This window comes from Prevotella pectinovora (genome assembly GCF_000834015.1).
GTDB lineage: Bacteria > Bacteroidota > Bacteroidia > Bacteroidales > Bacteroidaceae > Prevotella > Prevotella pectinovora.
The window spans coordinates 112,610-135,079 of sequence record NZ_JXQI01000060.1; the positions used below are offsets into that span (position 1 = coordinate 112,610).

Below are 22,470 nucleotides of genomic sequence, written 5' to 3' on the forward strand. Positions count from 1 at the left end.
TATATTTTTGTCACCGGAATTATTTAATCCAACAAAGGTATTGTTTCACCCAATAGAGAAAATTTTATCATTTGAATATTGATATTGTTTATTTCTTTTCGGAGCTCGTCTATTTTTTTATTGCCAAGTTCTAATGCTTCTATCTCCTGCCATTCATAGAGGCTATTATATGCCATACATCCGATAAGAATGGAGATAAGTATATATCCCAACTGTATTGCCTTATAGAAATTTCCTGACCGCTCCATTATTTTGATGACATTGATTTTTGGAACATGAATAAAAGTTTATCTTTTTCGTTCATGCGGATATTATCAGAATAACCGCCTTTTGTTATTTGATACCCGCATGGCTTAACCATAAAAATGCCTAAGCCCTTAGTGTATGAACTTACTTCTGATGCATAGTCTTTACTTGTATTTAATGGAACTTTCCCTTTAATATGACACCACTCATTATTGCAACTGATGTCTTCAATCTCAGACATCATTTTTTGCAAATCTGTAATAGCTTTGGAACTTGCCGCTTGGGGTATCTGCAACTCAAAATAGAGCATCGGTTCGAGAATGTCCACACCTGACTGTTGCAAGGCCAGCCTGAAGACATAAGGGGTCAGCTGTCTGAAATCAGCAGGTGTACTTACCGGGCTATAATACTCGGCTTGAGTAAAAGTTACTTTCAGATCTGTCACTTCCCATCCATGTAAACCAGATTGGCAAGACATACGAATCCCTTCAAAAACGGCATTTTGAAAAGAATGGTTCAGATAACCATAGGAGATGTCACTTTCGATTTGCAACCCTGCCCCTAACGGTAAGGGTTCAAGAGTCAGCCCTATTGTGGCCCAGTAAGGGTTGGGTGGTACTTCGATCTGAATAATCTTATTGACCTTTTTTATAGGTCGTTCTTTGTAGATAGTCTTGATCTCATCAAAATGGACCTTTACGGAAAATCGTTCTTCCAGCAATGTCTGTATGATTTCCTTTTGGGTCAAACCATATAACGAGATTTCCAATTCATCACTATATGAGTTTATGGAAAAGGACAAAGACGGGTCTTCAATCCACAATGTATTCAGAGCGGATATCACCTTGCTTCTCTCTTCGGGCCTGTCTGGCCGGACGGAGGATTTGAGAGCGGGATGCTGATGCGATAATCCTTGAATCAAACAAGGTTTAGCACCTAAATAATCTCCGATTCGAAAATCTTCTATATCTTCTACAATCGCGATATCATTGGCCCCCACTTCATCAACATTTATCTCTCTGCCCTGATAAATAGTCTTTAGATTTTTAATCTTGATGAATTTTTCCGAATCGTTGATTCTTACAACGTCTCGAAGTCTCAGACTTCCGTCAATTATTTTAAGAAAACTTCTTTTATGCCCTTTGGGGTCATGCTCTATCTTATAGAGATAAGCTGAAAGTCTGTTTGAGACTGATTCTGGAGGAAGTATAAAAGAAGAAATGGCGTCCAACAACTCATTGATACCGATATTGAACATTGCTGATCCATGTAGCACCGGATAGACTTTGGCTTTTGCCACAAGAGCGATTATCGTATTCCAATAATCAGCCGGTGAAATTTCGCTATCCGCCAAATATCGTTCTAATATATCGTCGTCATGGTTGCATACAAATTCTTTGTATTCTTCCTTTATATATGTTTGGGAGCAAACCGGATAAACCGATCCATCGACAACAGTTTGCATAAACAGGACATCTTGCGACAGATTTGTTTTTATATCCATATACAAACGCTCCAAATTCACACCGTCACGGTCAATCTTATTGATAAATATAATTGTCGGGATTTGCAGCTTTTGTAAAGTACTGAACAGCAACTTTGTCTGCGCTTGTATGCCTTCCTTTGCGGATAAGATGAGGACTGCTCCATCAAGCATTTTGAATGTCCGCTCCACTTCCGCAATAAAATCCATGTGTCCCGGAGTGTCAATGATATTGCATTTCACTCCATTCCAGATAATAGATGTCGTAGAAGCCCGGACAGTAATTCCTCTACGTTTCTCTATATCCATAGAGTCCGTTATGGTGTCACCATTATCCACACGGCCGCACTTTTCCGTTGCTCCACTGGCAAACAGCAGATTCTCGGTTACGGAAGTTTTTCCTGCATCAATGTGAGCAAGAATTCCTAAATTTATAATATTCATTTGGATTAAGCAATAATATACTACAATAGATGCATTGTCGAAACGCACCTTTTAATACCTCCTCGTAGCATATGAGAACTACAGGATTACTAACTCGTATTAATATGTATATTATTACTGCCGCATAACGATTACAAAATTACACAAAAAAAATATATCTAACAAAAGTGGGAGGATTTTTTAACTTTTTGTAACTATTCAGCGAAAGGGCATGGCGGGGTATCAAGCCTCAAATAAGGCTTGAATTGCATTGAACGGAGTCTTGTTGTGTTTCTTAGCTGTTTCAACGATTGAATGTAATTCAAGAAATGCATCTGCCCCAAAATCAGAACGGAATGTGCAGGAGTTCTTCAACTTGATTTTCAACTTACGTATTCCACGCTCACTTCCATTATTGTCAGATGGTATCATTGGGTCTTCGAGGAAATTGAAGATGTAGTCACGGCATTTTATCAGACCCTTTTTGAGTGTCTCAAACTTCTTGCCTAAATTGCAGATATTCAGTTTGAGCAGGTTGTCTAAGCGTTCCAACCACGACGCCTTGGGTATTATCGCAGATGGGTTCGAGTTTCTCTCATGTATGGCTTCACGGAACAAGCTTGCTATCTTGTCGGACCAATCCTGCTTGTCGTTCAATTCTGACAAATACTGCAACTCTCGCAGCAGATGGGCAAGGCAAACTTGATGATTGAGGAAATGAAGTGCAAAGTATGCGCTATGGCGGTCTGTCACGGCTGTCATTCGTTCCAGACTGTCGCCGAACTTGTCCGTCAATACTTTTGAGCTTCTGCCGTCAGCACGGAAGAGTAAGGTGTAATAAACTGTCTGCGCTATCCATGCCCAGTCAAGACGCTTGTTGCAATAACATCCGCTCTCGTCGAAACCGACGACACTTGACGACATGATATATTCCTGGATTTTCTCAATGGTAGGTTGTGCGTTTCTTTTGGCTTCCTTCACCCAGTTTACAAGCGAACCTTCACTCGGAGCAAGCCCGAACACCTCACGCAAGAAACTTGCTATACGCCCATACGGAAGAAACTGCACGACACTGAGATACACGACAAGCGATTTCACGCTTGCATCATAAATAACATCATTAGACTTGCGTCTTGGTGCAGTGCGTACACGCTCACCACACTTCTTGCAAATCATCACATAGTGACGTATCTCCTTGATTACTGGTTTAAGTTCCGGAATTGATACTACTTGCGTTACATAGTCAAGCACACGCTCTGCGTCTGCGAGCGTTTCACCGCAATTAGTGCAATAGTTAGGCATGTCATCAATTATCTCGTCCGGCGATGGAGAGCAGGATAGTTTGTGACCGTCATGCCCCGCCTGTCCGCCTGGTTTCTTTCCGCTTGGTTTGCGAAGACTTTTTGTTCTTCTGACTATCTCGTCTTTCATGCTCTCCTTGCTCGGCGGAGTGCTGCTGTTGCTGGAATTCTTCTTGGGCTTCTCGTATTTAGACAGACGCTCTTTAAGTCTTGCATTTTCTTCGTCCTTCTTGCGTATTTGATGATTCAGAGCTTCTATGTTACGGTTCAGTTTGGCAATCTCAGCATATTGCTGATTGATGGTTTCACGCATCAACCTTATCTCTACTGTCATGTCTTGCAGTACATTTGATATGTCCGTAACTTGCTCTTTCATAGGTATAAAGGTACAAAAAATATCTCACATAGGCAAGAAATATAGACACTTTATTTTGTCTTTTTATGGGTCTTTTTGCTGTATATTTCAATCGCGGATTAAGGTGCAAGGCTATCGCTGAATAGTTACCAACAAAGCCTCTAATCTAAAAAAATCCTAACAAACCCTAACGACCGATTTGGGTTAAACGAGCGTTTCTGGATTATCAAACCGTCTGAAAACAATTAATGACAGTCCATTACAACCTGCCGATTGTATTGAGCTGTCATTACCAATTCGTATCATCTGATTGAGATGTCATGTCACTTGATCGAATAACGCAAACCGAGCTTCATGTTGAAATTGAAAGGATTGTCGCTGTATGCCGTTTTCACATCACTGCCATTGTCGAAATAGTATCCCACGCCCGGCTCGGCGTAGATGCCCACCTCCTTGGTGATGTTCAGCTGTATGCCGGCAGCGGCATTTACTGACCATTGCAGTTCCTTCATGCTGAGCTTGTTGGTCTCGGTATTCATCTCCCTGCCGTTGAGGACATACGATGTGGTGGCTTTGGCTCTCAGACTCTTCTCCACCATTCCGCCGCCTGCCACATATACGTTGAGCAGCTTGTTGCGCCAGATGCTATAGTCCACAGTCAGCGGAATGCCTAAGAAATGCACTTTCTGCTTTGTGTCGTAGCGGTTGTCGCTCTTGCCTGCCGTAGTCTCAGAATAGAGATATGAGTATGTGAGTCCTGTCTCCAGTCCCCACTTCTCAGAGAGGGAATAGTGCAACGACAGTCCTACGCGTATCGGCTGATGATGGTCAACGCTCTCATCGTTGAGCGAACTGCCGGAAGTCCTTGTGTTTACGGCACTGTAGGCATCGCTCAGTTCGGGATAATCATTGAACATCATATAGCTCATCGCAAACATCGACCTGTCGCTGGTTATGCTGTTGCCGCTTCCGCCCATGGCATTGGCAGCGAAAAGACTTGCCGTGAGACGTCCCTCTGATGCTGAATGGCTGACATCCACAGCTTTCGACGAGGTGTTCATATAACGAGCTGAAGACGCATTACTGCCACGACGCACCAAGCTCTCACGCATCGCACCGACGGCATTAGCCTGTGTCTCTGGTTTCTTTTCTATAGAAGCATTACCATTGTTGGCTGCAGCAACAGCCGCTGCCTCCTGCGGAGCATATTCCAGCTGTTCCGTCTGGGTTTCCTTCTGTGCGTAGCTTATCGCCTCTCTCACTGCTGCCGGGATATCCGCCTTTGCCAGAAGCTTGCCCACAGCGTCGTGTCTTTGCGGCATCATGCCATGACCGTCGCCGTTTGCCGGAGTATCAGTCTGCATGCCATTGCTGCCAGCTGCTTTGCTTCCGTCTCCCAAGGCATCTGCCACCATGGAGTGTGCGCCCTTGTCGTGGTCCGGCATACTGAGATACAGTCCCACTCCACAAGCAACGCATGCTGCGGCAGCGGCAATCCTCAGCGCCACCACCTTTGTACGGTTCTTGCCAGGCAGCGGTATCACCTTACCTGCATCCTGCATCACGCCGGCAGAGGCAGACATAGCTTTCTGTATGTCTTCCCACAATCCGTCTGGGGCAGACTGTTCATAGTCTGCCAGACTTCTTTGCAGTTTGTATTTCCACTCTTCCTTCATCGTGAAACAGTCAATGGGTTCTTTTATATTCTACTATCATTTTCGCCATCAGCGCCTTGGCATGAAACAGCTGCGACGCCGACGACGTCGGCTTTATATTCAATAATGCGGCGATTTCCTTGTGGCTCTTGTCCTCGAAGACATATAGGTTGAGCACCGTTCTGTAGCCGTCGGGCAAGCGCATTATCATCCGTTGCAGTTCGTCTGGCGGCACTCCTTCGGCATCCGGTTCCTCGTCCTCCACAATGTCAGCCACCTGTGTGTCGTCTCTCACCACGCTCAGACGTCCGGCATTCTTCAGATAGGTCAACGATGTGTTGACGGTAATCCTCATCAGCCATGCCTTCAGCGAACCTTCGCCACGGAAGGTGAACGAGGCAATCTGTGTGAACACTTTGATGAACACCTCCTGCATGACGTCCTTCACGTCGTCGGCATCTGCCACATAACGGGAACAAACGGCAGTCAGACTCCCCACATACTTCGCGTAGAGAGCCTTCTGCGCCATAGCGTCACCGCTTTGCAGGCGTTCATAGAGTTGCTGTTCCGATATGTACATCATTGTTCACTATTGTTAAGAGAGACTTGCCTTCATTCTATATATATGCATTCCTATAGTTATATTATATAATAATGTATAGGCAGCTCCTTCTTTTGTTAAATCCCAACGGGGTCTGATGTCCGATTGAGGGTGAACAATGTTTCTCCAACAGTTTAACCTCTTGAAACGATTTCTATAAGGTTAACATCCGTTAGCAGAAAACATTGCATGAGAATTGTAATTATTTGCGGATTAAATGCAGTTTTCACATTTCATCAGCAGTCTGATACCCTGATCAGCCTCATCCCTTCCTTCCGAAATCCGCCGGCACTTCTCCCCAGCGTTTCGTCTCCCATTTCAGTATCGGCACACGGAAGGGGTGTGTCTTGAGCCACTGTTCCGCCCGTGCTATCACATTGTATAGCTGTGCAGTCTGTGGCGTGCGTTCCAACTTGGTCTTGCATTGCTTCTTGCTGACCCACAGTATGGCATTGTGGCTGTCTGAATATATTGTCTTGCGTATGCCTTTCTGTTCCATCAGTGCAAGTGCATGCACAATGGCGAGGAACTCACCGATATTGTTAGTGCCGTGCACAGGACCATAATGGAATACCACGGCTCCCGTGGCGAGGTCTATACCCCGATATTCCATCGGACCGGGATTGCCGGAACATGCCGCATCAACCGCCCACGCATCGGCGGTCACTTCCATCGGCAACGGCAACACGGTGTCGTTTCTATACGACGGAGGGTTTGTCAATTCATAATCCATATTTCATAATTCATAATTACAGACCGGAGCATATTCCCGGTGCTATACATTTGCCCAAACGGTCTAATGACCGATCCGGTGGGGGCATCACATTTCTGTCCAAGTCTGTAAATCCGACGTCACCGACTTCTTCCATAAGCAAAAGTCAGGGTGACAGAATATCTTTTATTTCCAATTTCCGCCACCCTTTATGCTTTTCCACCAATCCATGATTGATGCCCGAACGATATCATCCACCAACCACGAATTGCAATTATGAATCAACTACATTCTCTCAGGCACCTCGATGCCAAGCAGTGCCATACCGTTCTTGATGGTCTTGGCCACGTTCTTGGCGATGACAAGGCGAACGACTTTCTCCTCTTCGGTATCAGCGTTGAGGATGCTGTAATCGTGGTAGAACTGGTTGAAGTCCTTGGTCAACTCATAGCAGTAGTTGGCGATGCCGCTCGGAGAGTAGTCCTTGCCAGCCTGACGCACTGCGGCACCAAACTCGTCCATCTTCTGTATCAGCTCCGTCTCCTTCTGGCAGAGAGGCATATTGTCGGCGAGCGCATCCGGGATGGTGACACCCTGACCGGCTGCCTTGCGAAGAATACTGCGGATGCGGGCATAGGTATACTGGATGAACGGACCGGTGTTGCCGTTGAAGTCGATGCTCTCTTCCGGATTGAAGAGCATGTTCTTGCGGGCGTCAACTTTCAGTATGAAGTATTTCAGCGCTCCCATACCCACGATGCGGGCTATCTCGTTGCGCTCCTCCTCTGTCATGTCGTTGAACTTGCCCAGTTCCTCGCTCGTCTTCTTGGCGTCGGCCACCATTGTCTCTATCAGGTCGTCGGCATCCACCACTGTTCCCTCACGGCTCTTCATCTTACCGTTTGGCAGTTCCACCATACCATAGGAGAAGTGTACGAGCTCCTTGCCCCACTTGAAGCCGAGGCGGTCGAGAAGTATCGAGAGCACCTGGAAGTGATAGTTCTGCTCGTTGCCCACCACGTATATCATCTTGTCGATAGGATAGTCCTTGAAACGCATCTCGGCGGTACCGATATCCTGAGTCATATACACCGAAGTGCCGTCAGAACGGAGCAGCAGCTTCTGGTCGAGTCCCTCGTTGGTGAGGTCAGCCCACACGCTGTTGTCCTCGTGGCGCTCAAAGAGTCCCTTCTCAAGTCCTTCTTCCACCTTTGCCTTGCCTTTGAGGTAGGTGTCAGACTCGTAGTATATCTTGTCGAAGCCTACTCCGAGGTTCTTGTATGTCTCGTCGAAACCGGCATATACCCATGAGTTCATCTTCTGCCACAGGTCGCGTACGTCCTTGTCGCCCTGCTCCCATTTCACGAGCATCTCGTGGGCCTCCTTTATCAGCGGAGCCTCATCCTTGGCTTTCTTCTCGGCAGCCTCTTCGTCCATGCCTTCTGCCACGAACTTGGCTTTCAGTTCCTTCACCTCCTCGCGGTAGTGCTTGTCGAAAGCCACGTAGAAGTCACCGATGAGGTGGTCGCCCTTCATGCCGCTTGTCTCTGGAGTAACGCCGTTGCCCCACTTCTGCCATGCGAGCATAGACTTGCAGATGTGGATACCGCGGTCGTTCACGATATTTGTCTTCACCACCTTGTTGCCGTTGGCCGCCATGATCTGCGCCAGCGACCATCCGAGCAGGTTGTTGCGCACATGACCCAGGTGTAGAGGTTTGTTTGTGTTTGGCGAAGAATATTCTATCATCACCAGCGGAGAGTCTTCCGTTGCCTGCTTCTCGCCATAGTGTTCGTCGGCGTTGATGTCGTTGAGCATTCCTATCCATGCCGCAGTGTCGATTACGATGTTGAGGAATCCCTTCACCACGTTGTAGTCTGCCACTGCCTTGCAGTTCTGCTTCATCCATTCTCCGATTTCAGCCGCTGTGTCTTCAGGCTTTTTCTTTGAAATCTTGAGGAATGGGAAAACCACGAGCGTGAGGCTTCCCTCAAACTCCTTCTTTGTCTTCTGCACTTGCACCATCTTCTCTGGCACGTCCTGTCCGTAGAGTGCTTTCACGGCTTCGAGCGCCGCCTTGTTTATTTCGCTGATTATATTCATAATTCTGTTTATAGCATATAGTCTATGGGCGCATCCGATGAAGATACGCCCTGAAAATCATTGCAAATTTACAAAAACCCTGTCGAATAAGCAACACCACGCTTTCTTATGACTGATTTAATGTGTATTCTTGTTGTTTTTTAACAATCAATGGCAATATTGTCGGTCAGCGGCGACTTATAGGCATCCCTGTCTGTCGGCGACACTCCGGTCTTGCGTTTGAAAGCGCGATAGAGGTTTACCCTGCCGGCAAATCCCGCCTCTGAAGCGAGAGCATCAAATCGTCTTCTGTCGCCACGGTGCATTCCGATTCCGTGTCGGATGGTGTCTCCATAACATCCACCGTCACCGCGGTGGCTTCACAGACGGAATCTTCTAATGGTTCCTTGATCTTGGGAAAGATATACAACCTGTTGGCGGAATTAATTTAGTGCATACTTAATTCTGCCAATGGGCTTGTCGTTAATGAAGTTTACGTATTGCAGAATGGTAAGTGCACTAATTTTGCCAATGATTCTGGCAAACAAACCATTCGTTTTTTTCGCGTAGTTTCTGATGACCAGGAACTGGTCTGTAAGTTGTGAGAATATTGTCTCAATCCTCTTTCTTGCCTTTGCAAACGGAATGAATGTCGGTTTCCTGTCCTTTTGGTTGAGCCGATACGGACACTCCAGTCTTATGTGTGCGGTTTCGAACAAGTCAAGCTGTACGTCAGCTCCAATATACCCTTTGTCACCATAATTAGCAGATTCATTGACGAGATTTTCAGAGAATTGCTTGCATATCTCAAGTATTTTGACGAATTTTGTATAAAGGTTGTACATACGATGGTTGGGACTTAATGTTTTGAACACCACTAAGTTACTAAAAATCAGTGATATATACAACTTTTTACTCATATTTATCAACTTAAATTAATTCCGCCAACGGGTAATGTATATGGTTCGGACAGCAGAGAATATCGATGCGCTTTATTTGTTGCAAGTGGAAGAATTGCAGGGAGTGAAATTGGCGCACATTTTTTAGGCGAAGGGCTTGCCTATGGTGCGAGTGCTGCAGCTGGCACATATTCAGAAGGATTACTCTCCGTACCAGCTTTTGTTTTAGGAAGATTAGTTGGAGGTTATGCCGGTGGCATTTTGGGAGGCGATTTCGGAGGAGCAATAAGTGGAGTTGTGTTTGACTATTTTTATTATTAATTTTGTATGAAACTAATTGTCAATATATTTCTAGGTGCATATTGCATAGCATTGCGTGGCTACAGGATTATGGACGTGCCGATTTTTGGGTTTCTTGAACCTATCCTTAATTTAATATTTCAACTGCCATTTTTAAGAAAAAGAATCAAGGCTAAAGGAATGACAGTAAAAGAATATACAAATAAAGAAATTTTAAAGTCTAAACAGCATGCTTATATGTACCACAAAAAAGATGCAGAATCAGGTGCAATGACGTTAATATGCATACTGTTGTTTATTCTATTTTTAAGTGCATCCATTGCCTTGAAATTAATTTTTAACAAAAGCTTAGGTTTGGTTCTTATTAGAAAAAACATAACCCCAATTCGGGATAACCGAGTGTTTTATACAATATAATACAACAGAATCGTCATGATTTCACTGTCGGACAACGATGCTGCACGCAGTCTACGCTTCACTCCGCTATTGTCTTCAAGTAGATTTCCTGAATTTTCTGCATTAAAATGTTTGCAAAACTCGTCTATAATACAAAATAATTCTGTAACTTTGTAATCGGTAGTCATATCAAATATATTTGTAACTTGTTGTAAATCACCTATAAAGGTACAAAATATTTGTGAGACTACCAACTTTTTTATGAACTATTCTTATCCCGAACTGGGGTAGTTCTTGAGTCCTTCCTTGTCGGGTATGGAAAGGAAGAAAAGGCATATTCCGAATGCGAGCATCATTCCGGGAATGATGTATTGCGTCAAAAGATCATAGAGTAATTATTAACATAAACACACCTCATTAAGGGCATAATAACGATAATCATTGAGCACCGTACGGAGGAACTGCAGACTGCCTGGATTGCCGGGAGCCTGAATGGCGGCAGCCACCTTACGGGAAAGGTTGGCGAGAGCAGACTCATCACAAGCCCCGTGGCGGTCCGCCACGTTGACGAAGCGCTCTATCAGTTCTGCCTGACCGAGCGACAAAAGCTTTGCGCCTGCATAATGGGGCTGGTAGTCGGGGAAGGCATACTGGAATTCTGACAGCGAGATATGCATCAGAGAAGGGTCAGGACGGGCTATCACCATCGTGCCGGCGGCAAGATCGCCGAATCTCTGGTGACGGCGGGTGGTGATGATGGGGATTATGCCAACGAAGAAGAAGGTGACGTCTACGATTTCGAGCAGCCAGCGCAGAAAGAGGCTGCCCATCGTGGGACACGACCCGTCGACGCTGACCGTGCGTATCTTCATCACCATCTTGCCTATGGTCTGTCCGTTGAAAAGCAATTCACACAGGAAGGTGTATAACACCAGCGGCAATCCCACGAGCAGGACCAGCATGAGCGACCAGAAATCATCATCGACGCCACTTGGCACCCAAGTGAAGAACACCAGAGCAACGATGACATAGGCCACGCGCACCATCATATCTATGATGCGCGCTATGATGCGGTCGCCGATGCTCGCCGGTGTCTGGTCGAGTATCACGAACTGTCCTGTCAATATGTCTGCCGTTGCCATGTTATAAAAAAAACGAGTGGTTATTATCTTTGTATGCAAGTTTTATCGCTTGCCGTTTGCAAATATATGGAAATCTGACTACATTTGCGATATATTTGCCAAAATATTATCGGCAAAGGACAAAATCAGACTGTGAGGAATGAAGGAAATCATATTCATAAGAAACAACATCAGGAAATGGCAAGACGTGGAGAACATTGCCAACGACCCGTCGGCATATTCGCCCGACGACCTTGCCGATGCCTACACCGACACCACTGCCGACCTCGCCTTTGCCTATACCCACTATCCCAACTCGCGCATAACGCTGTATCTCAACAACCTCTGCGTAGCGCTCCACAACGGCATATACCGCAACAAGAAGGAGAAGTGGAGCCGCCTTATCACCTTCTGGACTCAGGAGGTGCCCGACACGATGTTTGAGGCAAGGCGACTGCTGCTGGCTGCCTTCACCATAATGATGGTGAGCGTGGTGACAGGCATCGTGTCGCAGCTCGGCGACCATGATTTCTGCCGCATCATCCTGGGCGACGCTTATGTGGACATGACACTGGAGAACATCAAGGAAGGGATGCCGATGAACGTATATACCGGCGGCAGAGAGATGAACTCGTTTCTCGAAATCACCCAGAACAACATCGGGGTGTCGTTCAACATCTTTGCCATGGGAATGCTGACATGTATAGGATCGGGCATCATGCTGTTCTACAACGGCGTGATGGTGGGATGCTTCGAGACGCTATTCTGGCAGCATGGGCTGCTGGGCGAGTCGATGCTGGCGGTATTCCTGCACGGCACACTGGAGCTGAGCGCCATCGTGGTGGCAGGTGCTGCCGGAATAGCACTGGGCAACGGCATACTGTTTCCCGGCACGTATTCACGCATCACGGCATTCAGGAGAGGGGCTAAACGGGGACTGAAAATCGTCGTGGGCACAGTGCCGATATTCATCGTGGCGGGATTCATCGAGGGATTCCTCACACGCCATACGGAAGTTGCCGACGGGGTGCGCCTCTTGTTCATCATCCTCTGTCTCGCATTCGTGATATTCTATTTCGTGGTGCTGCCAAGGAGAAGGAACAGGAAACGGAAGCTGACGACGCTCCGGAAATCAGACCTGCCGTATGACGAAGACCTTATCCAACAGACGAGTATGCATCATTCATCAAACGGAATGACACCGGATTAAACGGGACACAATCAAGAAACATCAATCAATGACATTATAATAAAAAACAACGACAATGAATCTATCCCAAAAACCAATAATCCCACTATACAAGGAACGCACGTTCACACAGAAGTTCAACGACACCTTCGACTATTTCGGCAGAAACTGGAAGGTATATCTGCGTATGCTGACTTATATCCTTCTGCCCTTAAGCATGTTTCAGGCGCTGAGCCTCAACACTTACATGCAGGGAATGATGGACATAGACAAAATCAACAACATGTCGGGAAGCGACGGATTACTGATGCAGTTTATCGCCGGCAGCGCTGCAACGATGGTTTTCTCCATCATAGGCATGACGCTGGTCTTCGGCATGACATACGCACTGATGATGGCATACGAGGAGAACAAGGGTGACATCAGCGGAATGACCTTCAAGGAACTGCTGCCCAAGCTGAAAAGGACGATGCTGAGAGCTGCAACTGCCATGGTGACTATAGACTTGATTGCGGCGCTGATACTTCTCGTATCTATCGGCATCGCAATGGTATCGCCATTTCTCCTTGTGCTGCCGCTGTTCGGCTCATTCGCCCTGTTCATCCCTCTGTCACTGTTGTTCCCTGTCTACATCTTCGAGCGCATCTCCATAACAGAGGCTCTGAAGAAAACGATTGTCTGGGGTTTCAAGACTTGGGGAGGAATCTTCGCCATCTGTGTCGTGATAAGTCTCATCGTGAGCATGGTGGGCAACATGGCGAGCATCCCCTACTCCATCCTGCTGGTGATGAAGTCAATGGTGGGAATAACATCCGACCTCTCCCCCATAGTGAACAGTCCTGTATACACCATAGCGACATACATCATGGGAGTGCTGACCACATTCGTGTCGTATCTCGGATATTCGATATTGGCTGTGGCTATCGCCTACCAGTACGGCCATGCCGCCGACAAGCTGGGCGATGAGGGAATAACAAGCCAGATAAACGATTTTGACAATCTCGCCAACGACGGCCGGAACAACAGCGGCAATAACGACGACACCGGAAAAAACGACAACACCAGGAACAATGCCGGCAATTACGGTTACGGCAATGGAAGCGGATACGATTCCAACAACAATCAAGGCAACACCAACGGCAAGCCCCGCTTCGACGAGATTGACGACTTTGAAAAACTCTGACGCCAATGACTGACTCACTGACCATAATGACAAGCCCACTGACCATGGACAGTCTGCAGATTGAAAATCTGCGACAGGAATACGACTACGACTCACAGATAGTGAAGCCGGGAAGTTCGTATTTCGACTTGCTGCGCGAAGCTCTGAGGAATTTTATTGATTCCATCTTCGGCAGCGACACATACGCCGAAAACCAGCAGCTGATATGGTCGCTGATAGCCATTGCCATCGTGATAGCCATCGTGGCGGTGATAATGATAAAGAGGCCCGACCTGTTCTTCTCCAGGAAAAGCAGAGGCGACAAGATGGAATATACTGTGAGCGAAGACACTATCTACGGCATCGACTTCGATACGGAGATAACCCGTGCCGCCGAAAACGGGAACTACAGGGAGGCAATAAGACTGACGTATCTGAAGACGCTGCGACTGCTCTCGGACAGGGAAATCATCGACTGGCAGCCTTTCAAGACACCTTCTCAATACACCCGGGAGTTCCAGGACGAGAAACTGCGCATTATGACAAACCATTTCCTGAGAGTGAGATACGGCGACTTCGATGCTGACAAAGACCTTTTTGCCACTGTATGCTCACTCGCCGACGGCATTGCCGGAACGATAAACGAAAACAAGCTAAACGACACGCCATGAAGACAAGCAGAGGATTCATAATGACAATTCTGTCACTGCTCGCCGTGCTGATAGTGCTGCAGCTGTCCATGCCACATAAATACGTATGGCTGGAGACTCACGACGGCAACGACAGCGAGCCTTACGGCTGTATGGTGTTCGACAGCGTGATGCGGAGCAGTATGCCGAAGGGATATGAAGTGACGGACAAGAGACTCAACCAGATTGCCGACGGCAGACACAACGTGCTGATAGCGGCTGAGAAACTGAATCTTTCTGAAACCGAAGCGGACGCCCTGAAACGGATGCTGAACAACGGGGCCACGGTGATGATTGCCGTAACCAATTTTCTTAGGGATGAAACCGACAGCATACTCGCCTACGACTACGGCGTGGTGCACTGCAAATATCTGTTCAGAGACGTCAGTAACCTGATAAACCAGAATAACGACAATGATTATCGGCCATACACCACGATATTCTACGACAAGAGCAACGGTTCTACACCGGAAAAGATGCAGCTGTATGACTTCATGTTCGGCTCTTATCTCATCTGCGATGAGGAATCTGAATACAGAGAAATCGCCCACGTGTTCAACCACGACCGGGCAAACCCTTATGCAAGGATTTACTTCAAGTCCAACCAGCAGCGGCAAAAAGAGATAATGAAGGAACCGGACGAAGGAACGAGGTTGAGAAAGCTGGAGGACTTCAACGAAGAATTCTACAAAGGCAACGACGACTATAATGACGACCTGCCGCCGGTAAAGCATCCCGTGGCTATAGAGAAGAAGGTCGGCAAAGGCAGACTGATTGTGGTGGCGAGCGCATTGCCTTTCTCCAACTACGGCATACTGAGCCGGAGGAACACCCGACTGACGTCGCTGCTCATGGCTGAACTCGCCGACAAACCGACGCTGCGCAGCACAAAGGGTACGAGCAGGTTTTCTGACTCCATGCTGCGCGGCAAAGAAGAGAAGACTCCGCTGGACTATGTGTTCAGCCAGCCGTCGCTCACCGAGGCATGGCAGCTCATGCTGTTCACCATCCTGCTGTTCCTGATTTTCAACGCACGACGCAGACAGAGGGTGATACCAGTGTATAAAGCACCTCGCAACCACAACATTGAGTTCGTGAAACTCATCGGAACGCTCTATTGGCAAAGACACGACAACAACGACCTGCTGCAAAAGAAATACGCCACCTTCGTTGATGCCATACGCCACAGCACAGCCGCCGACATCACCAACATTGCCGACGACGAGGAAAACTCCCAGACCATCGCCGCTCTGACCGGGATGCCACACGACAGGATAATCGAGACGCTGAAACAGCTGAGATTTCTCGTCAGCAACGAGCTGCAGGTTTCTGACCCGGAAATGAAGAAGGCAATCGACAGCATGAACGAGATAACAAGAAAACTATCATAACCCCAAACATCACAAAATATGGAAGCAAGAACAGACCTCTCGCTATTCAACGAGAGAATATCACAGATAAGAAAGAGAATATCAAGCGTCATCGTGGGACAGCAGGAGGCTGTCGACATGCTGATAACCTGCATCCTCGCCAACGGCCACGTGCTGATAGAGGGAATGCCAGGCGTGGCGAAGACGCTCATGGCAAGACTCACGGCAAAACTCATCGACGCGAAGTTCTCAAGAATACAGTTCACGCCGGACCTGATGCCGAGCGACGTGCTCGGCACATCGGTATTCAGCATGAAGACGTCGGAATTCGATTTCCATCCCGGTCCGGTGTTCGCCAACATCGTGCTTGCCGACGAGATAAACCGTTCGCCGGCAAAGACGCAGGCTGCCCTCTTCGAGGTGATGGAGGAAAGACAAGCCACCATCGACGGCAACACATACAAGATGGACGACGTATATACCATCATCGCCACCCAGAACCCTATAGAACAGGAGGGCACCTACCGCCTGCCGGAGGCCCAACTCGACCGTTTCCTGATGAAGATAACGATGGGATTCCCGTCGATAGACGAGGAGGTGGAGATTCTGAAGCGCCACAACGGCAATTCGCAGTTTGCCCGCATCAACGACGTGGAACCGATAATGACAAAGGAACAGCTCACGGATATGCGCAGGATGATGGACAGCGTGGTGATGGAAGAGTCGCTGATGCGCTACATCGCCGAGATAATAAGCCAGACACGCAAGAGCAAGGCGGTGTTTGTGGGTGCGTCGCCACGTGCCACGGTGGCGGTGATGCAGTGTGCCAAGGCTTATGCCCTGCTGCAGGGCCGCGACTTCGTGACACCCGACGACATCAAGGCGGTGGCACCATACGTCATACACCATCGCATTATCCTCAATGCCGAGGCGGAGATGAGCGGACTGACTCCCGACAAGGTGACGAGGACTCTCATCGACAAAGTGGAGGTGCCGAAATAACACACACTCTCGGAATTGCAACAAAGATAACTCACTGACGGTATGTTCTTAAAGACAAGACTATACATAGCACTGACAATGGCCATCTTCATCATCGCCGGCGGACTCTATCTGCCGGTGCTGCGCGAGGTGGGATGGACTGTGGTGGCTGTCATCGCCACTCTGTTCGTAGTGGAATTCTTTGCGCTATACCACAAGAAGGGGATCAGCGCCGAACGACGCTGCGCCGACAGATTCTCGAATGGCGACGACAACATCATCGGCATACATATAGAAAACCGTTTCCCCTTTGCCGTGAGACTGTCGGTGACCGATGAGATTCCGTTCATCTTCCAGCGGCGCGACATCGACTTCAGAGCCAGCGTGGGAAAGGGCAGGACAAAGGACATAGAATACAGACTCAGACCGACGAAGCGCGGCGAATACGGGTTTGGCAGAATCCGCGTGTTCGCATCCACACGTATCGGACTGATTGAGAGGCGCTTCTCGTGCGGCAACGATACCACGGTGAGGGTCTACCCGTCGTATCTCGCACTGAGGCAGTTTGAATTCCTCGCCATCAGCAACCGTCTCACCGAACTGGGCATCAAGAAGATCCGCCGGCCGGGCAACAAGACTGAGTTTGAACAGATAAGGGAATACGTGAGCGGCGACGACTACCGCTGCATAAACTGGAAGGCATCGGCATGCCGCCACAGTCTGATGGTGAACACATACGAGGAGGAGAAGTCGCAGCAGGTGATAAGCATCATCGACAAGGGGCGCATGATGCAGCATAGCTTCCGCGGCATGACGCTGCTCGACTATGCAATAAACGCCAGTCTGGTATTGTCGTATATCGCCATATACAAGGAGGACAAGGCGGGCATCGCCTCCTTCTGCGAAGACTTCGACTCCTATGTGCCACCCGCCAAGCTGCCGGGACAGATGCAGACGATACTGGAGTCGCTATACAAACAGCGCTCTACATTCGGCGAGAGCGATTTCTCGTCGCTCTGCGACAGCATACGCCGCCACGTAAGCAAGCGGAGCCTGCTGGTTCTCTACACCAACTTCAACGGCAAGGCGAGCATGGAACGCCAGCTGCCATATATGAAACAACTGGCAAAGGACAACACGCTGCTCGTGGTGTTCTTCATCGACAACGATCTGAAGGAATATGTGGAAACGCCCTACTCCTCTACCGAGGACTACTACCGCCACGTGATAGCCGAAAAGACAATGGCGGAACAACGGCTGATAGTGTCGCTGCTCCGCCAGAACGGTATTCTCAGTATTCTCACCTCGCCCGAGAATCTATCGGTAGACGTGATAAACAAATATCTGGAAATCAGGAGGAAGTCTTAGCTTCCCACATTATCGCCACCTAATTTGCCGCCACCGCCGCCGCCCGACTTAACGTCGTCGTTGGTGATTGTGCGCTCTGTCTTCTTCACACCACTCTGCAGCTTTCCGATGCGATAGCTGACGCCAATGGAGAATGACTGTGGTATGAACTTGATTGAAGAAGATGTGGCGAAGTTCTTGCCGGAGCTGTTCGACTTGATATGATAGTATTTCTGGAACGGGTTGTCGGCAGTGAACGTGATGTTGAGTCTGTCGTTGAGCATCGACTTCTGCAGACTCAGCGTATGGCTGAAATATCCCATCGTCTTTCCTTGCAGATTGACGCCCGGCGTCATCTTGAACACACTTGCCGACGCTGTCCACGTCTTGGCTATCGTCTGCTGTAGCTGGGCATATACGCTTATGTTCCATCCGTGGTTTTTCAGACCCTGGCCGTCGCTGAAATGGCTGTAGCCACCCCATGTGTTGACTACAAGTCGGGTGTTGGTGAACGGCGACCAGCTGGCATATCCGCTAAAGGTGGCGCTCTGGGTCTTTCCCATATTATAATATGTGGTGTAGAGCACCTGCTTGCCTGTAGGATTCTGCAGACCGGCCACTTCATTGTCGGTGACTATCTTCTGAAAGCTCTGTATGCTGTTGTCGGTGAAGTTGTAGCCCACGGAGATGTTGTAGCTCAACTTCTGGGCGAAGCTGCCGAACTGCAGGTCGAACGAGTGGTTCTTCTCTGATTCCAGATTCGGGTTTCCCTGTGTCAGCTGTTCGCGGTTAGTATCTGAGAGATACGGATTGAGATACCATATTCCCGGACGGCTGATGCGCATCTTGTAGTTGAACGAGAGGTTCTGGGTGTCTGAAATCTTGTAGCCTATCTTTGCCGACGGCACGAGGTCGTCGAAGTCTTTGCTGAAGTCAGAACCTCTGCCGAGCAGATATTCCACCTTCTGGAATGTGTGCTCATAGCGCAATCCGAGTCTTGCCGACCATTTGTCCACCGACAGTCCATAGCCGAGGTATGCGGCGAGGATGTCGTTGCGGTGTTTGTAGTGCGAACTGTTTTCGGTGTCGTATTCCTGCTCCTTGCCGCTCTCCGACAATGCCGAATACCTGTCGTCAAATGCCTTGTTCTGGCGCAGGATATATTTTGCGCCGGTCTCTATCGTGTGGTATTTGGCAAACGGAGTGGTGAAGTCCAGCTGGAAGGTATGCTCCGTAGTGCTCTGGTCTCCATCACTGCGCACGTCCTCCAGCAATGCCGTATAGTCTGCCCAATCAGCAGTAGTGCGCAGGTTGGTGTAGCGATAGTCTGAAAGGGTCGTGCAGGGATTGCTCTCCAGACGATATGAGAAGGTGAGCAGACGGCCAGGCGTCTTGAAGGATCGCTGATAGTCGATGCCGGCGCTGATGTCGTTGTAGGTGCCCTTGTTCTTTCCGCTGATGTCATGGCTGAATAGGAACTTGTTGTCGAGGTATGGAGCCACGGAGGTGAAAGAACCCACACCTGGGATATTCCATGATGCCCTGTTCATAGAGAAGGATGCCGACACGAGGCGCAGGGTGTCTATCTCATAGCTCGCCTCCAATGTTCCGCCATGCCACTGGTTTTTTGTCTTGCCATGGGCGTCTTGAGTGGTGGTGCGGAGATAGTTGCCTTCATCGTCGAGTATGGACTGCAGGTCCACTTTCGTCGCCTTTCCCTGGTTGTCGAAGTTGCTGTTGTAGTTGACGCTCATGGTGAACTTGCCTTTCTTCACCGTGGCGAAGAGTCCTCCTCCGCCGCCTCTCGTTCCGCCATTGCCGGAGAACGTTGCTGTATATCCTTCCATTCCGCTGCCGGCGGTGACGATGTTGAGGATGCCTGCCACTCCCTCGGCGTCGTATTTCGGACCGGGATTTGTTATCACCTCTATCTTCTTGATTCCCGTGGCGGGCATCGACTTGAGCACTTCCTTCGGATTCTTGGTCATCATGTTGTTCGGCTTGCCGTTGACATACACCTTGAAGGATGTGGAGCCGTTCACCTTCACGTTGTCCTGTCCGTCAACGCTAACCATCGGAACCTTCTTGAGCATTTCCATCACGGTGTTGGTCTGTGATTCGGGATCGTCTTCCACACTGTATGTCAGCTTGTCGATGTCGGCCTTTACGAGTGGTTTGTATGCCACCACCTCCACGCCTTTCAGCTCTGTCTTGCTGTCGCTGACGAAAAGCGTGCCGAGGTTCTGGCTTCTGGATTGCTTGCTGACGGTGAAAAAGCGGCGCAACGGCGTACGGCTCACCGATTTCACTTCGAGCACATAGTCGCCCTCGCCTTTCGACGTCACCTTGAACTTGCCGTTGGCGTCGGTAACTGCCATCTGAACGGCTTTCTCCTCATGTCCCTTGCGGTATATGCTGAGAGTGGCGTAGGGTTCTCCCTCATGCGTGATGGAATCTTCCACCACACCATATATCGTGTAATCAAACTGCTGTTTCTGCGCCATTGCCGAAATGAAGGCAACGGCGAGGAAAGCCAAAACGATTATTCTTTTCCTGATTTTCATACTCTCTCTGTTGATTGTTGTTATTCTTCAAACTGTCATTACTCTGGAATCCTCTTTTCCTGCCACTATCCGCCATAGTTTCAGGAATCAAAGGCATTTTCCGCTTTTCTGCGTCTCTGTGGCGCATTACATACATTAGACGAAGCGAAGGACAGAAAAAATACAAGAGAGAGCACACATTTAAGATATATTAATATTGCTGCCCGGCAAAATAATGGCTCTTAAACCCATATCGTTACCTCAGTTCGGGATAATAAGTCACGCCCAAACATCCATGACACTCAATTTGAGCACACGACCATTTAGCCATACACATGAAGCCGGAGATTCGCCAAAATCGGTCATTAGGACTTACTTGGCATTTTCATCAGAACCTTGTCATCACTTCCACCACAATCTTGTCACGCTCCGAAGGAAGGGCAACGCCGCTGTTGCGATAGAAATATTTCTCGTAGTTCAGACGGATGTCGCTGACGAAAGGTTTCTTCAGACTCAGAGTGACACCGCCGGTGAGACGGGAACGCTGGTGGTCGTTCACTGTCAGTTTGCCCATCTCGTCTACCTTGCCGTCGAGATAGCGCTTGCCGTCGCTGTGGTCGCTCATATAGTCGTAGCGCAGGAGCGGTGTGACATAGCGGATGAATCCGTTGCCTGTCGGAATATCATAGCTCACGAACGAGTCGAAGGCATGGACCGCACGGAAGGCATCGTCGGCATAATGTTTATAGAGATACTCAGCCTCAACGTGCCAGCCTTTGGAATGCCAGTAGGCACCGGCGTCGTACATATTCACAGCCACATTGTCGGGCTTTATCTTCTGAGTGCTCAACGTGAGGTTGAAGCCATGAGGGAGAAAGAACTGTGCCTTGGCGGAGTAGTTCACGCTCTTGGTCCAATAGTCTTTCTGGTTTGTCAGTCCGGAACCATTGAAGAGTCCAGCCTCCAGCACTACCGGTATGCCGACATTGAAGGAATAGCCCACGGCGCAACCCACGTCACGCACGTTGCCCACCTGCTTGGCGATGAAGGAACGGTTGGCGAAATACTGCTGGTGTGGCGAACGGTGGGCGTCGATGGTAAACGGCACACGGAACTGACCGAGAGTAAACTGCAGTCCGCTGACTGGTTTCAGCCGTGTGTATGCGTCGAGCATCTTTATCTTGCCCTCATCGCAAAGATCTATCTCCGCCTTATACTGGATGATTGACGAGAGGCTGCCGTCAACGCTGATTCGGGCATTGCGCACTTCGAAGCGTCCCTCTGCCTCTTCGGTCTGGTATTCATACTTGGAGCGTATCGTACCGTGGACGTTTACGGCAGATGGTTTGTCCTTCTCCTCTTCTGTCTGAGCCATTGATGTTCCAGCGAGAAGACAGAACAGAGCTAAAGCTGTAATCCTTGTTTTCATTTCCATTATTTGGATTTGTTCATTTATCCTTTCGTTTCCGGTTGCAAAGGTCATGATTCAAGATTACTGGGAAATGTCAGATGCATTACAATCCCGTTACAATATATTGTCGCCAGACAGAGACAAAGAAAAGTGTAAACGCAAAATGGGATGCAGCAAACTGATTGCCACATCCCATCTTTGCTA

The 22,470-nt window shown here is 48.6% G+C and carries 18 protein-coding genes and 2 pseudogenes; 7 read left to right on the forward strand and 13 right to left on the reverse strand.

From position 1 onward, the window contains the following. Positions 1–38: 38 nt before the first annotated feature. The 9 genes and pseudogenes from ST42_RS07670 to ST42_RS07705 all read right to left on the reverse strand — a co-directional run. Positions 39–248 (reverse strand): annotated as a pseudogene (locus ST42_RS07670) (hypothetical protein); the annotation flags it as partial. Then, positions 248–2,173: a tetracycline resistance ribosomal protection protein Tet(Q) gene (gene tet(Q), locus ST42_RS07675; protein WP_044073065.1), complete on the reverse strand. Its 1,926-nt coding sequence runs from the start codon at positions 2,171–2,173 to the stop codon at positions 248–250. The gene tet(Q) and the pseudogene ST42_RS07670, both read right to left, overlap by 1 nt. Positions 2,174–2,395: 222 nt before the next feature. Further along, positions 2,396–3,829, reverse strand: a complete 1,434-nt coding sequence (gene tnpC, locus ST42_RS07680) for an IS66 family transposase (protein ID WP_044073066.1) — start codon at positions 3,827–3,829, stop codon at positions 2,396–2,398. A gap of 302 nt (positions 3,830–4,131) precedes the next feature. Continuing rightward, on the reverse strand, positions 4,132–5,484 hold the full coding sequence (locus ST42_RS13190; RefSeq protein ID WP_052484564.1) for an outer membrane beta-barrel protein: 1,353 nt from the start codon (positions 5,482–5,484) through the stop codon (positions 4,132–4,134). A 10-nt stretch (positions 5,485–5,494) separates the two neighbouring features. After that, positions 5,495–6,046, reverse strand: a complete 552-nt coding sequence (locus ST42_RS07690) for an RNA polymerase sigma factor (RefSeq protein ID WP_042520200.1) — start codon at positions 6,044–6,046, stop codon at positions 5,495–5,497. A gap of 280 nt (positions 6,047–6,326) precedes the next feature. Then, positions 6,327–6,797: an RNase H family protein gene (locus ST42_RS07695; RefSeq protein WP_022315845.1), complete on the reverse strand. Its 471-nt coding sequence runs from the start codon at positions 6,795–6,797 to the stop codon at positions 6,327–6,329. Between the two features lie 264 nt (positions 6,798–7,061). Continuing rightward, complete coding sequence (argS, locus tag ST42_RS07700) at positions 7,062–8,879, reverse strand: arginine--tRNA ligase (RefSeq protein ID WP_042520202.1); 1,818 nt, start codon at positions 8,877–8,879, stop codon at positions 7,062–7,064. A 140-nt stretch (positions 8,880–9,019) separates the two neighbouring features. Continuing rightward, on the reverse strand, positions 9,020–9,184 hold the full coding sequence (locus ST42_RS13850; RefSeq protein WP_156139330.1) for a hypothetical protein: 165 nt from the start codon (positions 9,182–9,184) through the stop codon (positions 9,020–9,022). A gap of 117 nt (positions 9,185–9,301) precedes the next feature. Then, positions 9,302–9,778, reverse strand: a complete 477-nt coding sequence (locus ST42_RS07705; RefSeq protein WP_082028615.1) for a transposase — start codon at positions 9,776–9,778, stop codon at positions 9,302–9,304. A gap of 306 nt (positions 9,779–10,084) precedes the next feature. Between ST42_RS07705 and ST42_RS07710 the strand changes: the two genes are divergently transcribed. Continuing rightward, positions 10,085–10,474, forward strand: a complete 390-nt coding sequence (locus ST42_RS07710) for a hypothetical protein (RefSeq protein ID WP_197068929.1) — start codon at positions 10,085–10,087, stop codon at positions 10,472–10,474. Here the strand turns inward: ST42_RS07710 and ST42_RS14340 are convergent. Then, a pseudogene (locus tag ST42_RS14340) lies at positions 10,471–10,641 on the reverse strand (IS982 family transposase); the annotation flags it as partial. The gene ST42_RS07710 and the pseudogene ST42_RS14340 overlap by 4 nt on opposite strands. A 210-nt stretch (positions 10,642–10,851) precedes the next feature. Continuing rightward, positions 10,852–11,595: an RDD family protein gene (locus tag ST42_RS07720; RefSeq protein WP_044073069.1), complete on the reverse strand. Its 744-nt coding sequence runs from the start codon at positions 11,593–11,595 to the stop codon at positions 10,852–10,854. 139 nt (positions 11,596–11,734) lie between these two features. On the opposite strand from ST42_RS07720, the gene ST42_RS07725 reads away from it, so the two are divergent. From ST42_RS07725 to ST42_RS07750, 6 genes are read left to right on the forward strand one after another with little or no spacing between them, the layout of a single operon-like run. Next, positions 11,735–12,784, forward strand: a complete 1,050-nt coding sequence (locus ST42_RS07725) for a stage II sporulation protein M (RefSeq protein ID WP_044073070.1) — start codon at positions 11,735–11,737, stop codon at positions 12,782–12,784. Positions 12,785–12,839: 55 nt separating this feature from the next. Next, positions 12,840–13,946, forward strand: a complete 1,107-nt coding sequence (locus tag ST42_RS07730) for a hypothetical protein (protein WP_044073071.1) — start codon at positions 12,840–12,842, stop codon at positions 13,944–13,946. A 5-nt stretch (positions 13,947–13,951) separates the two neighbouring features. Next, the gene (locus tag ST42_RS07735) at positions 13,952–14,596 is read left to right on the forward strand and encodes a DUF4129 domain-containing protein (protein ID WP_052488279.1); all 645 of its coding nucleotides are present in this window, start codon (positions 13,952–13,954) and stop codon (positions 14,594–14,596) included. Further along, positions 14,593–16,005 carry a DUF4350 domain-containing protein gene (locus tag ST42_RS07740; protein WP_044073072.1) on the forward strand — a complete coding sequence of 471 codons (1,413 nt, stop codon included), beginning with the start codon at positions 14,593–14,595 and terminating at the stop codon, positions 16,003–16,005. Before ST42_RS07735 ends, ST42_RS07740 begins: the two co-directional genes overlap by 4 nt. An 18-nt stretch (positions 16,006–16,023) precedes the next feature. Then, positions 16,024–16,986 (forward strand): AAA family ATPase, encoded by a 963-nt coding sequence (locus ST42_RS07745; RefSeq protein ID WP_022315838.1) that lies wholly within the window; start codon positions 16,024–16,026, stop codon positions 16,984–16,986. A gap of 42 nt (positions 16,987–17,028) precedes the next feature. Further along, positions 17,029–18,333 carry a DUF58 domain-containing protein gene (locus ST42_RS07750; RefSeq protein ID WP_044073073.1) on the forward strand — a complete coding sequence of 435 codons (1,305 nt, stop codon included), beginning with the start codon at positions 17,029–17,031 and terminating at the stop codon, positions 18,331–18,333. Here the strand turns inward: ST42_RS07750 and ST42_RS07755 are convergent. Together ST42_RS07755 and ST42_RS07760 are read right to left on the reverse strand one after the other, a co-directional pair. Then, on the reverse strand, positions 18,330–20,876 hold the full coding sequence (locus tag ST42_RS07755) for an outer membrane beta-barrel family protein (protein ID WP_044073074.1): 2,547 nt from the start codon (positions 20,874–20,876) through the stop codon (positions 18,330–18,332). The genes ST42_RS07750 and ST42_RS07755 overlap by 4 nt on opposite strands. A gap of 367 nt (positions 20,877–21,243) precedes the next feature. Beyond that, positions 21,244–22,284, reverse strand: a complete 1,041-nt coding sequence (locus tag ST42_RS07760; RefSeq protein WP_044073128.1) for a porin — start codon at positions 22,282–22,284, stop codon at positions 21,244–21,246. Between the last annotated feature and the right edge of the window lie 186 nt (positions 22,285–22,470).

What these genes read in the sequence shown, in the direction of transcription:
- tnpC (WP_044073066.1), bottom strand. Translation starts at nt 3,829, where the DNA reads ATGAAAGAGCAAGTTACGGACATATCAAATGTACTGCAAGACATGACA.
- ST42_RS13190 (WP_052484564.1), bottom strand. Translation starts at nt 5,484, where the DNA reads ATGAAGGAAGAGTGGAAATACAAACTGCAAAGAAGTCTGGCAGACTAT.
- ST42_RS07690 (WP_042520200.1), bottom strand. Translation starts at nt 6,046, where the DNA reads ATGATGTACATATCGGAACAGCAACTCTATGAACGCCTGCAAAGCGGT.
- ST42_RS07695 (WP_022315845.1), bottom strand. Translation starts at nt 6,797, where the DNA reads ATGGATTATGAATTGACAAACCCTCCGTCGTATAGAAACGACACCGTG.
- argS (WP_042520202.1), bottom strand. Translation starts at nt 8,879, where the DNA reads ATGAATATAATCAGCGAAATAAACAAGGCGGCGCTCGAAGCCGTGAAA.
- ST42_RS13850 (WP_156139330.1), bottom strand. Translation starts at nt 9,184, where the DNA reads ATGCACCGTGGCGACAGAAGACGATTTGATGCTCTCGCTTCAGAGGCG.
- ST42_RS07705 (WP_082028615.1), bottom strand. Translation starts at nt 9,778, where the DNA reads ATGAGTAAAAAGTTGTATATATCACTGATTTTTAGTAACTTAGTGGTG.
- ST42_RS07710 (WP_197068929.1), top strand. Translation starts at nt 10,085, where the DNA reads ATGAAACTAATTGTCAATATATTTCTAGGTGCATATTGCATAGCATTG.
- ST42_RS07720 (WP_044073069.1), bottom strand. Translation starts at nt 11,595, where the DNA reads ATGGCAACGGCAGACATATTGACAGGACAGTTCGTGATACTCGACCAG.
- ST42_RS07725 (WP_044073070.1), top strand. Translation starts at nt 11,735, where the DNA reads ATGAAGGAAATCATATTCATAAGAAACAACATCAGGAAATGGCAAGAC.
- ST42_RS07730 (WP_044073071.1), top strand. Translation starts at nt 12,840, where the DNA reads ATGAATCTATCCCAAAAACCAATAATCCCACTATACAAGGAACGCACG.
- ST42_RS07735 (WP_052488279.1), top strand. Translation starts at nt 13,952, where the DNA reads ATGACTGACTCACTGACCATAATGACAAGCCCACTGACCATGGACAGT.
- ST42_RS07740 (WP_044073072.1), top strand. Translation starts at nt 14,593, where the DNA reads ATGAAGACAAGCAGAGGATTCATAATGACAATTCTGTCACTGCTCGCC.
- ST42_RS07745 (WP_022315838.1), top strand. Translation starts at nt 16,024, where the DNA reads ATGGAAGCAAGAACAGACCTCTCGCTATTCAACGAGAGAATATCACAG.
- ST42_RS07750 (WP_044073073.1), top strand. Translation starts at nt 17,029, where the DNA reads ATGTTCTTAAAGACAAGACTATACATAGCACTGACAATGGCCATCTTC.
- ST42_RS07755 (WP_044073074.1), bottom strand. Translation starts at nt 20,876, where the DNA reads ATGAAAATCAGGAAAAGAATAATCGTTTTGGCTTTCCTCGCCGTTGCC.
- ST42_RS07760 (WP_044073128.1), bottom strand. Translation starts at nt 22,284, where the DNA reads ATGAAAACAAGGATTACAGCTTTAGCTCTGTTCTGTCTTCTCGCTGGA.